General features: G+C 71.3%; 9 protein-coding genes. 2 read left to right on the top strand and 7 right to left on the bottom strand.

The features are described 5' to 3' along the window. Positions 1 to 319 precede the first annotated feature (319 nt). Together AOK15_RS15675 and proS are read right to left on the bottom strand one after the other, a co-directional pair. Positions 320 to 916, bottom strand: a complete 597-nt coding sequence (locus AOK15_RS15675) for a hypothetical protein (RefSeq protein WP_055517136.1) — start codon at positions 914 to 916, stop codon at positions 320 to 322. A gap of 259 nt (positions 917 to 1,175) precedes the next feature. Continuing rightward, positions 1,176 to 2,591, bottom strand: coding sequence for a proline--tRNA ligase (gene proS, locus AOK15_RS15670; protein WP_055517133.1), 1,416 nt, complete (start codon positions 2,589 to 2,591; stop codon positions 1,176 to 1,178). 202 nt (positions 2,592 to 2,793) lie between these two features. Here proS and AOK15_RS15665 point away from each other — a divergent pair, with 202 nt between their 5' ends. After that, positions 2,794 to 3,654 (top strand): class I SAM-dependent methyltransferase, encoded by an 861-nt coding sequence (locus AOK15_RS15665; RefSeq protein ID WP_205632141.1) that lies wholly within the window; start codon positions 2,794 to 2,796, stop codon positions 3,652 to 3,654. A gap of 375 nt (positions 3,655 to 4,029) precedes the next feature. On the opposite strand, the gene ffh is transcribed toward AOK15_RS15665, so the two are convergent. The 5 genes from ffh to nsdA all read right to left on the bottom strand — a co-directional run bounded on the left by ffh (position 4,030) and on the right by nsdA (position 11,783). Then, a complete protein-coding gene (ffh, locus tag AOK15_RS15660; protein ID WP_055517131.1) occupies positions 4,030 to 5,592 on the bottom strand; it encodes a signal recognition particle protein in 1,563 nt (520 codons plus the stop codon). A 142-nt stretch (positions 5,593 to 5,734) separates the two neighbouring features. Then, positions 5,735 to 8,203, bottom strand: coding sequence for a [protein-PII] uridylyltransferase (locus tag AOK15_RS15655; protein ID WP_055517128.1), 2,469 nt, complete (start codon positions 8,201 to 8,203; stop codon positions 5,735 to 5,737). A gap of 26 nt (positions 8,204 to 8,229) precedes the next feature. Next, a complete protein-coding gene (locus AOK15_RS15650; protein ID WP_003997576.1) occupies positions 8,230 to 8,568 on the bottom strand; it encodes a P-II family nitrogen regulator in 339 nt (112 codons plus the stop codon). Continuing rightward, positions 8,565 to 9,857: an ammonium transporter gene (locus AOK15_RS15645; RefSeq protein WP_055517126.1), complete on the bottom strand. Its 1,293-nt coding sequence runs from the start codon at positions 9,855 to 9,857 to the stop codon at positions 8,565 to 8,567. The genes AOK15_RS15650 and AOK15_RS15645 overlap by 4 nt, the downstream gene beginning before the upstream one ends. A gap of 450 nt (positions 9,858 to 10,307) precedes the next feature. Then, positions 10,308 to 11,783, bottom strand: a complete 1,476-nt coding sequence (gene nsdA, locus AOK15_RS15640; protein WP_055517124.1) for a transcriptional repressor NsdA — start codon at positions 11,781 to 11,783, stop codon at positions 10,308 to 10,310. A gap of 426 nt (positions 11,784 to 12,209) precedes the next feature. Here nsdA and AOK15_RS15635 point away from each other — a divergent pair, with 426 nt between their 5' ends. Continuing rightward, positions 12,210 to 12,860 (top strand): bifunctional DNA primase/polymerase, encoded by a 651-nt coding sequence (locus tag AOK15_RS15635; RefSeq protein ID WP_055517121.1) that lies wholly within the window; start codon positions 12,210 to 12,212, stop codon positions 12,858 to 12,860. The last annotated feature ends 52 nt before the right edge of the window (positions 12,861 to 12,912 follow it).

Here is a 12,912-nt window from a genome sequence, read left to right as displayed (position 1 = left end):
GGCGAGAGAGCCGCGTGGGGTTGCGGTACCCGAGTGCCCGATGGACGCGTCAGCCGGAGGAGAGAGGGGTCCTATGCGACTGTCGAGTACAGCTAGCCATTGTGCCACACCCCGCGGGTCGCGCTTGCCGCGAGGGGGCGTGCGGCCATGCCGGATCGGCACCCCGCGCCAGGGGTGCGTCGCGCTCACCGGCGCGTGGAGGATGCCGCCGGGACGGCACCCTCCACTCCCGACTCGACGTGAGGCTCGGTGTACGACTCGACGTACGACTCACTGGTACGGCCGCCACGAGCAGCCGTCTGTTCAGTTCGTCGTCGCGTCACGCCGCGCCCACGACCTCCGGGATCCGGAAGGGCTTTCCGCAGCCGCCGCAGACGATGGGGGCCTGGGCGAGTACGGAGGGGACGACCCGGACGTTGCGTCCGCAGTCGCAGACCGCCTTGACCCGGACGCCTCCGCCGGAGGAGCCGTGCCGGGCGGCCGGGCCCCGGAAGCTGCGGGCCGTGTCGGCGGAGGTGGCCGCCGTGTGGGCCTTCAGGGCGCGTTGCAGTCTCTCGATGGTCGGGCGGTAGCGACGCTTCGCCTCGGGGTTGAGGGTGACCAGCGAGAAGCCGCTGCTGGGATGCGGTTCCTCGGGGTGGTCGAGACCCAGCTCCTCGGCGATCGCGAGGAATCTCCGGTTGTGGTAGCGGCCGGCGCGGGAGGTGTCGCGGACCCCTCGGGCGGCGGCGATGCCGTGGACTGCCTCATGGAGCAGTCGCTCGAAGGAGAGCTCGTGCCCGCATGCGGACGACGACTCTCCGATCAGGGACTCGGGAGCGGCAAGATCCGGCAGCTCGGGGTGGTACCGCTGAATGTCGGCCCACGCCTGCGCCAGTTCTGCGGCGAGAACGGGTGGTGTCTGTGTCGTGCTCACGTAATGACAACGAGCCTGAGTGCCCGTGTGTTCCGATTCCGGGGCATCCCAAATAATTTGCACGTACCCGTCAGTTGCCGCTAGTGCGTCCCGACGAGGGCGGGTGCGCTGATCTGCGGAGAAGCCTCGCAGCTCCACGCAAGGCGGTACGTAGTAACACGTAGCCCCGGCGCGTAGACAAGGTCCGCGCGCCGGGGCACCTGTGGTCGTCAGATGCGCAAGGGGCGTTTCGGTCGCTCTCGCGACGGAACGGATCGCTCTAGTAAGCGCGCGCCACGACCGCGACGTTACCGGGTGCGTCGTAGGCGTCGGGCACCGACCCGTCCTCGGCGACCAGACACCGTACGCTCGCGGCGTGCTCCGCCAGCTCGGCCTCGCCCCTCTCGCCGAGTACGGCCCAGGGGATGCGTGCCCAGCCGCCCGCGCCGGCGGCCTCGATCGCCTCGCCGATCGTCGACACCTCCGTCGTCCGGGACTCCCGGCGCTCGCGCGACTGCCTCAGGAGCAGCGCCTGGTCCTCCTCGAGGATCGTGGGCAGCAGCCCCACGAGGGACTCGAGGGCGACCGCTTCCTTGCCGCCGGGGATGCGGCGGGCGAGCATCGCGGTGCCGTTCTCCAGGTCGCGGGGGCCGACCTCGATGCGGACGGGGACGCCCTTCAGCTCCCAGTCGACGGCGCGGCGGCCGAACGGGACGTCCGTGCGGTCGTCCACGTGGACGCGTACGCCCGCGGCCTTCAGCCGGTCGCCGATCTCGCGGACCTTGGCCAGAACCGCGTCGTCGCCCTTGATCGCGAGGACGACGGCCTGGATGTGGGCGAGCCGCGGCGGGACCCGCAGACCGTTGTCGTCGCCGTGCATCATCACCAGGGCGCCGATCATGCGGGTGGTGGAGCCCCAGGAGGTCTGCCAGACGAGCTCCTGCCTGCCCTCCTTCGACAGGTACTGGGTGGTGAAGGCCTTGGCGAAGTTCTGGCCCAACTCATGACTGGTGGCCATCTGGAGGGCCTTGCCGTCACCCATCATGCCTTCGAGGGTGAGGGTGTTGACGGCGCCCGCGAAACGCTCCTTGACGGTCTTGCGACCGGGGACGACGTCCATCGCGAGGACGTTCAGCATGAAGTCCTCGTAGACCTCCCGATGGATGTGCGCGGCGAAGTCGCGCGCCTCCTCGTATGTCGCGTGCGCCGTGTGGCCCTCCTGCCAGAGGAATTCGCTGGTGCGCAGGAACAGTCGGGGCCGCAGTTCCCAACGGACCACGTTGGCCCACTGGTTGATCAGCAGGGGCAGGTCGCGGTAGCTCTGGATCCACTTCGAGAAGTAGTCGTTGATGATCATCTCGGAGGTGGGGCGGACCACCGCGGGCTCCTCGAGCTCCTTGCCGCCGCCGTGCGTCACCACCGCCAGTTCGGGCGCGAAGCCCTCGACGTGCTCGGCCTCCCTGGTCAGGTAAGACTGCGGGATCAACAGGGGGAAGTACGCGTTCTGCGTGCCCGTCTCCTTGATCCGGGCGTCCATCTCCTGCTGCATCCGCTCCCAGATCCCGTACCCGTACGGTCGGATGACCATGGTGCCGCGCACCGGTCCGTTGTCGGCCAGTTCCGCCTTGGCGATCAGGTCCTGGTACCAGCGCGGGAAGTCGTCCGCCCGGGGGGTGAGAACGGGTGCTTTAGCCATGTCGCGATCGTACGGGCCCCCGTTGCGGGGATGTGAATTCTTTTATCCACCCGTAGACAGTCCGCAAACCGGTGTCCGCTACCCCTGGACGGCGCGGCAGGTGCGGAGTTATCTGGCATACGGGGGGAGTGCGAGCGCACTGTCACGGGGGCCCTGAAAACGGGCACAGAGACGACTCTCGGCGGATTGGGGCGCTTTCGATATGACACCTACGCTCGTGCGGCAGCAACTGCCTCGCCCGGGGACCGCACCCCGTGTGGACCGGTGTGCACGCGCGCGTGACTGGGCCGAGATCCAGGAACGGATGCTGGTCCCGCTCTACGAGGCGGTCTACCGCCGGCTCGACGTGGGCAGCGGCACCCGGCTGTTGGGCCTCGGCTGCGGGTCGGGGCTCGCACTGCTGATGGCGGCGTCGCGGGGCGCCGCGGTCACCGGTGTCGACGGGTCGTCGCCCGAGAGAACCGCTCTCGCGCGGGAGCGGCTGCTGCCGGAGGGATGGGGCGCACACGCGCGTGCCGACGCCCGCGTCGTGGAGGGCGCTCCCGAGGACGCGGCCGGGGCCTTGGGCGCTCCCCCGTACGACGTGGTGACCGCCTTCGAGCCGATCGGCTGTCTGGCCGGGGACTCCGAGGGCCTGGGCGAGCTGCTCGCCCGCGTGACCCCGCTCGCCGGGCGGGGCACCCCCGTGGTGCTCGCGGGATGGGGTCCCCCCGAGCGCTGCGCGACATCCACGGTGCTCCGTGTCGCCACCAAGCTCGCCGATCCGCTGCGCGGCACCGGTGGCTGTCGCCTGGCGCTGCGGGACGACCTGGAGGAGGTCGCCCAGCTGGCCGGCCTGAGGCCGGACGGCTCCGGGCGCGTGGCCTGCCCCTTCGGGTACGCGAACGTGGACAACGCGGTGCGGGGGCTGCTGTCGACGGGGCTGTTCGACGCGGCGATCGCGGCCACGGACCCGGTCCAGGTGAACAAGGAACTGACCGAGGCCCTGCACCCGTACCGCCGCCAGGACGGCACGGTGTGGATGCCGAACGTGTTCCGGTATCTGATCGCGCGGACGCCCTGAGAGGCGCGGACGGCCCCGACATGGGTGCGCTGAGGAGGACTTCGACACTTTCGGCCGATGCACGTGTGAATGGTGTGGAGAAAGCGGGACGGGGTGCCTCTCACTTCGCGAAGTGACGCACCATCCTCATAGCCTGACGCACCGTCCGGCCGAAACACGCACTCGGATGCCGACAACCACGAATGTGCCGTCCACGCACGGCACGGGCGCCGCACGCCCGGCCACACCCCCCGGCCGACCGCGCGGCGCCCGCCGCCACTCCTGACACGCCTACTGGGGGCGCCCTCCGCTCGGAGGGCGCCCCCAGTGGCGTATGCGCGCCCGGGACCGTACACGGCCGCGAACGCGGGCGGAACGGTCGGACGCGGGCGACCGTCAGCCCATGAACTTCTTGAACTCGTCCGGCAGTTCGAAGTCCTGTCCGGCCTGCTGGCCCGGCAGGCCGAGGGCACTGCCCGGAGCGCCGCCCTGGGCCGCGGCCGCGCGGCGGGCGGCCTCCTCCTGCTCCTGCTGCTTGCGCTTCATCGGGTTGCCGGAGCGCTGCTTGCCCTTGGCCCTCTTGGGCTGCTTCTTGGACCGGCCGGGGCCACCGCCCATGCCGGGGATACCCGGCATCCCGGGCATGCCGCCGCCCTGGGCCATCCGGGACATCATCTTGCGGGCCTCGAAGAACCGCTCGACCAGGTTCTTCACCGCGCTGACCTCGACACCGGAACCCTTGGCGATGCGGGCCCGGCGGGAGCCGTTGATGATCGTCGGGTCCTGGCGCTCGCCCGGGGTCATCGACTTGATGATCGCGGCGGTGCGGTCGACGTCGCGCTCGTCGATGCTGTTGATCTGGTCCTTGATCTGACCCATGCCGGGCAGCATGCCGAGCAGCTTGCTGATGCTGCCCATCTTCCTGACCTGCTCCATCTGGGCCAGGAAGTCGTCGAGGGTGAAGTCCTGACCCTTCTTGGACGCCAGCTTGGAGGCCATCTTGGCGGCCTCTTCCTGACTGAAGGTCTTCTCCGCCTGCTCGATCAGGGTGAGCAGGTCACCCATGTCGAGGATGCGGGAGGCCATCCGGTCCGGGTGGAACTGGTCGAACTCGTCGAGCTTCTCGCCGTTCGACGCGAACATGATCGGCTTGCCGGTGACCTGGCGGATCGACAGGGCGGCACCACCGCGAGCGTCACCGTCGAGCTTGGAGAGCACCACGCCGTCGAAGCCGACGCCGTCGCGGAAGGCCTCGGCGGTGTTGACCGCGTCCTGACCGATCATCGCGTCGACGACGAAGAGGATCTCGTCCGGGGAGACGGCGTCCCTGATGTCCGCCGCCTGCTGCATCATCTCCTGGTCGATGCCCAGGCGACCGGCGGTGTCGACGACCACGATGTCGTGGACCTTCGACTTCGCGAACTCGATGGAGTCCTTGGCGACCTTGACCGGGTCGCCCACGCCGTTGCCCGGCTCGGGGGCGTAGACCGCGACACCCGCGCGCTCGGCGACGACGCTCAGCTGGTTCACCGCGTTCGGCCGCTGGAGGTCACAGGCGACCAGCAGCGGGGAGTGGCCCTGCTCCTTCAGCCACCTGCCGAGCTTGCCCGCGAGGGTCGTCTTACCGGCACCCTGGAGACCCGCGAGCATGATCACGGTCGGCGGGTTCTTGGCGAAGCGGAGGCGGCGGGTCTCGCCACCGAGGATCCCGACCAGCTCCTCGTTGACGATCTTGAGGACCTGCTGGGCGGGGTTGAGCGCCTTGGAGACCTCGGCGCCGAGCGCCCGCTCCTTGACGTTCTTGATGAAGCCCCGGACGACCGGCAGCGCCACGTCCGCCTCGAGGAGCGCGATGCGGATCTCGCGTGCCGTGGCGTCGATGTCCGCCTCGGAGAGGCGCCCCTTGCCGCGCAGGTTCTTGAAAGTCGCTGAGAGGCGATCGGAGAGCGTATCGAACACGGCGGTGTCGGTCCTCGGAGTCGGGGGCAGTCTGACGTGCCCTCCAGGGTATCTGTCTGGGTGTGGTCGGGTCTCCACCCCTGTGGACAACGGTGCCACGCCCGGGGTCACGGAGCAGGTCGCGGCCCCGTGACCCCGTGGTTCAGCCGCGCAGCGTCTCCTCCAGTTTCCGCGCCACGGAGGCCGCGTCGTCGCCCGGCAGGGGGGCGCCGTCGCTGGCGGTGACGTAGAAGGCGTCCACCGCGTTCGCGCCGAGCGTGCTGACGTGGGCGCTGCGCACCCGCACGCGCGCGTCCTCCAGCGCCCGCCCGATGCGGTGCAGCAGACCCGGGGCGTCCTGGGCGCGGACCTCGATCACCGTGGCGTGCCGGGAGGCGGCCGCGGCCACCGTGACGCGCGGCGGGGGCGCGACCACACCCCGGCGCCGGGGGTAGGCGGCGTCGCGCTCGGCGAGCCGTCCCGCGATGTCCAGCGAGCCTTCCAGGGCCCGGACGAGGTCGGCGCGGAGCCGGGCCGCCTGGGGCAGCGAGCCGTATTCGGCGGCGACCCGCCAGTCCAGCAGCAGGACGGAGCCCTCGACGCCGTCCGGCAGGTCGAGCGCCCGGAGCTCCGCCGTGCGCACCGTGAGCCGGTGCATGGCGAGGACACCGGCGACGGCGGGCAGGACGCCCGGCTGATCGGGCACGGCGATGAGGAGCTCCACGCCGAGCGGCTCCGGGTCGGCCTTCTCGTCCTTCTCGCCCCTGTCGTCGCTGTCGTCCGCCGGCGCCTCCGTCTGCGCGCGCAGCGACAGCACGGGCCCGCCGGTGCGGAACGCCTCGACGGCGAGCCGCTCCTGCTCCGCGGTGGGCGCGGCGGGCTCCGGCTCCTCCGGGACGTCCCCGGCGAACAGTGCGGCGACCCGCTGGACCAGGTCGGACACGAGCGAGGCCCGCCACGACGACCAGGCGGCCGGTCCGGTCGCCAGGGCGTCGGACTCGGTGAGGGCGTGCAGCAGTTCGAGGGTGCCCGGCGACCCGACGGCCTCGGCCACGGACCGCACGGTGGCCGGGTCCTCCAGGTCACGCCGGGTGGCGGTGTCGACGAGCAGCAGGTGGTGGCGGACGAGGGTGGCGAGCACGGCCACGTCCTCGCGGTCGAAGCCGATCCTGGCCGCCACGTCCTTGGCGATGATCTCCCCGGCCACGGAGTGGTCGCCGGGCCAGCCCTTGCCGATGTCGTGCAGCAGCGCCGCGACGAGGAGGAGGTCGGGCCGGTGGACCCGGCGGGTCAGCGCGGAGGCGCGGACGGCGGTCTCGATGAGGTGCCGGTCGACGGTCCAGATGTGGACGGCGTTGCGCTGCGGGCGGCAGCGGACCCGCTCCCAGTCGGGCAGCAGGCGGGTGATGAGCCCCTCGGCCTCCAGGGCCTCCCAGACGTCGACGGTCGGCCGTCCGGACCCCAGCAGGGTGACGAGCTGCTCCCTCGCCTCGGCGGGCCAGGGCGTGGGCAGCGGGCGGGCGGTGGCCGCGAGCCGCCGTACTGCGTGCAGGGACAGCGGCAGTCCGGCCTGGGCCGCCGCGGCGGCGGCGCGCAGCGGCAGCACCGGGTCGCGTTCGGGCCGGGCGGCGCGCGCGAGCACGACCTCGCCGTCCTGTTCGACCACGCCCTCGGCCAGCGGTGACCGCTCGGCGACCGGCTTGCCGCCGCCCAGCATGGCGCGCAGCCGGGGCCGCACGGCGCGCGAGCGCAGGACGCGCCCCACTTCACGCCAGGTGACATCGCTGGCGTACGAGATGACCCGCGCCGCCTCGTACACCTGGCGCAGCAGGGTGTCGGCGTCCAGCAGCCCGAGGTCGGCCGCGACCTGGTCCTGCTCCTGGAGCGCGAGCCGGTCGGTGGCGCGCCCGGTGGTGAGGTGCAGCGCGTCCCGTACGTCGAGGAGGCGGCGCCGGGCGTCGGCGAGCCCTTCGCGCGGGGCGTCGGCGAGCCACGAGGCGGCGACCGCGCGGAGGGCGGTGGCGTCACGCAGCCCGCCGCGCGCCTCCTTGAGGTCGGGTTCGAGGAGGTACTGAAGCTCCCCCTGCCGCTCGGCGCGCTCGGCGCACAGTTCCTGGAGCTCGGGGAGGCGTTTGGGCGCCTGGTTGCGCCAGTCGGCGAGGACGGCGGTGCGCAGTCCGGCGGTGAGCCCGAGGTCACCGGCGAGGTGCCGGGCGTCCAGCAGCCCCAGCTGCACCTTGAGGTCCTCGGCGGCGGTCTTGCGGGCCTCGGCGGGGGTGCGGACCGAGTGGTCGAGGGCGAGCCCCAGGTCCCAGACCGGGTACCAGATGCGGTCGGCGAGGGCGGCCACGGCCTTGTCGTCGGAGCCGTCGTGCAGGAGCAGCAGATCAAGGTCGCTGCGGGGGGACAGCTCGCCGCGCCCGTATCCGCCGACGGCGACGAGGGAGGCGCCGCGCAGCTCGCCGGCGCCCGCGCCGAAGAGTCCGGCGAGCCAGTCGTCGGTCAGCTCGGCGAGGGCGGCACGGCGCGGCGGCCCGGACCGCGCCTCCTCCTGGAGGAGGCGCAGCCGGGCCGCCGCGTAGCCGCTGGGTCCCGAGTCCTCTGCATCCGTACGTACGTCCGTACTCGTCACCCAGTGACTCCTGTTCTTCTGTGCGGTCAGAGCGCGTCCGGGCCGCGCTCGCCCGTCCGGACCCGTACGGCCGTCTCGACCGGGAGGGACCAGACCTTGCCGTCACCGATCTTGCCGGTGCGGGCGGCCTTGACGATGACGTCGATCAGCTGCTCGGCGTCGTCGTCCTCGGCCAGTACCTCGATCCGGATCTTGGGAACCAGGTCCACCGTGTACTCGGCGCCGCGGTACACCTCGGTGTGTCCCCGCTGCCGACCGTACCCACTGGCCTCGGTGACCGTAAGTCCGTGCACCCCGAAGGCCTGCAGCGCTTCCTTGATCTCGTCGAGCCGGTGGGGCTTGACGACGGCGGTGATCAGCTTCATGCCTCGACCTTCTTGCTCTGGGTGGCGGCGGCGACGGGGCTCGTGACGCCGGAGGAGATGTGCGAACCGGCGGCCGAGCTGAAGTCGTACGCGGTCTCGGCGTGCTGGGTCTGGTCGACGCCGGTGACCTCGTCCTCCTCGGAGGCGCGGAAGCCGATCGTCTTCTGGATGGCGAAGGCGATGATCCAGGTCACCACGAAGGTGTAGCCCATCACGGAGAAGGCGCCCGTGGCCTGCTTGCCGAACTGGTCCCAGCCGCCCGCCTCGGTGGCGAGGAAGCCGACCATCAGGGTGCCGATGACACCGCCGACCAGGTGGACACCGACAACGTCGAGGGAGTCGTCGTAGCCGAGCTTGTACTTGAGGCTGACGGCCCAGGAGCAGACGACACCGGCGACGACACCGATGAGGATGGCGCCGAAGGCGTTGACGTGACCGCCGGACGGGGTGATCGCGACGAGGCCGGCGACGGCGCCGGAGCAGGCACCGAGCGTGGTGAACGCGCCGTGGCGGATGCGCTCGTAGATCAGCCAGCCGATGATGGCCGCGGCGGTCGCGATCTGCGTGTTGAGCGCCATGCGGGCAGTGGTGCCGTCGACACCGAGCCACGAACCGGCGTTGAAGCCGAACCAGCCGAACCACAGCAGGGCGGTGCCGATCAGGACCAGCGGCAGGCTGTGCGGCCGCATCGGGTCCTTCTTGAAGCCGATCCGCTTGCCCACGACGAGGACCGCGGCGAGCGCGCCGATACCGGCGTTGATGTGGACCGCGGTACCACCGGCGAAGTCGATGACACCCATGTCGAAGAGCCAGCCGCCGGGCGCCCAGACCCAGTGCGCGACCGGGAAGTACGCCAGGGTGACCCAGAGCGCGACGAAGACCATCCAGGCGCTGAACTTGACGCGGTCGGCGAGGGCGCCGCTCATCAGGGCCGGGGTGATCACCGCGAACAGCATCTGGAAGAGGATGAACGAGAACGCGGCGATCTTGTGCGGTTCGCCCTTGGCGTTGGTGACGAAGCTGTCGACCGTGCTCGTGAAGTCGATGCCCTTGAGGCCGATGGCGTCGAAGTTGCCGATGAAGTGGCCGACGTCACCGCTGAAGGCGAGCGAGTAGCCGAACAACACCCACAGGATGCTGACGATGCCCAGCGAGATGAAGGACATCATCAGCATGTTCAGCACGCTCTTGGCCCTGACCATGCCGCCGTAGAAGAGCGCGAGGCCCGGCGTCATCACCATGACGAGCGCCGCGCTGATCAATACGAATCCGGTATCTGTGCCGTTCAATGCCGGTATCTCCTCGTGGTCGGAACGGCCCGTGCGGATGCTGAAGCCTGGGGGAGCTCTCGGGGAGGGCCGACTGTGCTGAGGAGACTGGCGCAGCACCGTTTCACGGGGAGATTGGAATTGTTTCCCGCACGTGACGAACCCGCATGTCGCGTTACGGGCGGGTGAAACGTGGGTCACGGCGGATTGGGACCCTGCGGGGCCCGGCCCCTGCGGGCGGCTCCGCGGGCACCGGCTTCGTATCCGATGGAACTCCGGCCGTGGGCCGCGCGGGGGACGACACACCCGCCGCGGCAGGGGCGCGACGGTGCGTCGGCTTCGGGTGTGTCGTGTACGGGACCGGCCACGGCGGCCATCCGATGACCTGGCATGGGGGAGCCGAGTCGGGCAGTAGGGATGACCGGCCGCGGCCGGAGTCGGGGGCCCTCGGGGTCGGCGGGCCGGGCCGGGTCAGACCGCTTCGGCGGTCTCCGGGAGGTGCACGGCGAGCTGGTCGGTGAGCTCGACGACCTCGGCGAGATCGCCGAAATCGCGTACGGCCGTGTCGACGGTCTTGCGGATACGGGTGTTGAGGCGCTCCGAGCGGACCTTCCGGGCGACCGTCATGGCCTGCTGCGCCAGGTCGGCGCCCCGTTCGGGCTCACGCTGCAGCAGATGGACCGTGGCCATGCCGATCAGGTTCAGCGCGTACGACCGCTGGTGGTCGGTGTCCGTCGCGAAGAGTTCGACCGCGCGGCGCATCACGGGCTCGGCCAGCGAGGCGTACGTGGGGCTGCGGCCGGCCACATAGGCGAGGTCGCGGTAGGAGTGGGAGTTCTCGCCGTGCAGTTCGGCCTCGCTGAAGAAGCGGATCCAGTCGGGGTCCGGGTCGTCCCATTCCTCGGCGTCGGCGAAGGTGTCCTCGGCCATCCGGACGGCCCTCTTGCACTTGCCGGGCTGCCCCATGTTGGCGTAGGCGCGGGCCTCCATCGCATACAGCATCGCCTGGGTGCGTGGGCTCGCGCAGTCGCGGCTGCCGTACTGGGCGAGGTGGATCAGTTCGAGCGCGTCGTCGGGCCGGCCGAGGTGGATCATCTGGCGGCTCATGCTGGAGAGGACGTACGAGCCGAGGGGCTTGTCGCCCGCTTCCTTCGCCGCGTGCAGGGCGAGGACGAAGTACTTCTGGGCGGTGGGCTGGAGGCCGATGTCGTAGCTCATCCAGCCGGCCAGCTCCGCCAGCTCGGCGGCGACCTTGAACAGACGCCGGCTGGTGGCCTCGGGCTGGGGCTCCTGGAGGAGGTCGGTCACCTCGTGCAGCTGGCCGACGACCGCCTTGCGGCGCAGGCCGCCCCCGCACTGGGCGTCCCACCCCCGGAACATCACCGTGGTGGACTCCAGGAGGTCCAGCTCGGGTTTGGACAGGCGGCCGCCGCGGCGCGCGGCGGCGGAGGGTTCGGGCTCCGGGCGGGGAGCGGGCAGCGTGGGGACGAGCCAGCGCTGCATCGGCTCGATGAGGGCCGGGCCCGCGGACAGGGCCAGTGAGTTCCCGAGGAAGCCGCGCCGCGCCAGCATCAGGTCGCTGCGCGAGAACTCACTGATCAGCGCCACGGTCTGCGGGCCCGTCCAGGGCAGATCGACACCGGACACGGACGGCGCCTGGTGCGCGGCGCGCAGCCCCAGGTCCTCGACGGCGACGACGCAGCCGAACCGTTCGGAGAACAGCTCGGACAGGATCCTTGGGATCGGCTCGCGCGGGTTCTCCCCGTCGAGCCAGCGCCGTACGCGCGAGGTGTCGGTGGAGATGTGGTTGGCCCCGAGCTGGCGGGCGCGGCGGTTCACCTGACGGGCGAGTTCACCCTTGGACCAGCCGCTGCGGACGAACCACGAGCCCAGCAGTTCGTTCGGGCGCTTCTCAGCGTTCGTGCCGCTTCCGCCGTTGCCGCCCACTGGAACGCCCCCATCCCTGAAACCACTTGTGCGCTGTGTGCGCCAAGCCCTACCAGAATGCCGGTTACCGCGCCGTACGTCCGTCCGTTGTCACCCGTCGAACGGAAAGACGACTTGCCTCCGGCATACCCACGAGCGCGTGCATCCCCAGGATCTGTGCACTCAAAGTAATCCCACGATCACGCGTCCGGCCACGGCGATTCCAGAAACGCCACCATTCGCCACCCCTTCGAATGAACTAACGGTCCCCCGTACGCGATTCACTTGACACATGACGGCCGGGGGTCGGCGGAGCGATGCATTCAAGGGCGCGCGCTCCGATCGCACCACCCGGGGGTGCCGCGGTGCGCCGCCCCGGCGGAGACGGAGCGTCACGATCCGCCTCCGTTACGTAACCACCGGCGCGCTGGACCCGTTGGAGGGGGCATGGGCTTCACGATCGGCGGCATTCGCGAGTTGCGATCAGGGCGGCGCGGCCGTTCCTCGGACTGCACGGCGGTGGCCGAGTTCACCGGCCTCTGGGGGTGGGACGTCGCCCCCGGCGCACGGGCGGTCTCGGGCGCCTGTTCCTGCGGCAGGACGACCTGTGACGCGCCCGGCGCGCACCCTCTCGACTTCGCTCCCCCGGTGCCCGCCGGCGCCACCCTCGACGAGGTGAGCGAAGCCTGGGCCGAGCACCCCGGCGCCTCGATCATGCTGCCGGTCGGCCGCTCGTTCGACGTGATCGAGGTCGCCGAGTCCGCCGGGCGGCACGCGCTGGTCCGGCTCGAACGCATGGGCCTGCCGCTCGGCCCGGTGATCGCCACCCCCGAGGGCCGCGCCCACTTCCTCGTCGCGCCCGGGGCCGCCGCCGAGTTGCCGGAGCTGCTCTACCGCATGGGCTGGGACGACCCGTCCGCCCTCGACCTGCGCGGCCTCGGCCCCGGCGCCCACATCACCGCCCCGCCGTCCGACCGCGGTGGCCTCGGTCCGGTCCGCTGGCTCCGCTCCCCCGCCCTCGACTCGGCGACGAGGCCGCCGACCGCGCGGCTGCTGCTGGGCACCCTGGCGTACGTGGCACACCGGTCCCGGGCGTAGCCCCTTCGGCACCGGCCCGCCGCCCGGCGGCGGGCCCCGCGCACGCGAATCG

Source organism: Streptomyces ossamyceticus (genome assembly GCF_001418475.1).
Taxonomy (GTDB): Bacteria; Actinomycetota; Actinomycetes; order Streptomycetales; family Streptomycetaceae; genus Streptomyces; species Streptomyces ossamyceticus.
Note: the sequence above shows the minus strand (reverse complement) of the source record. Positions and strands in the feature narration are given on the sequence as shown.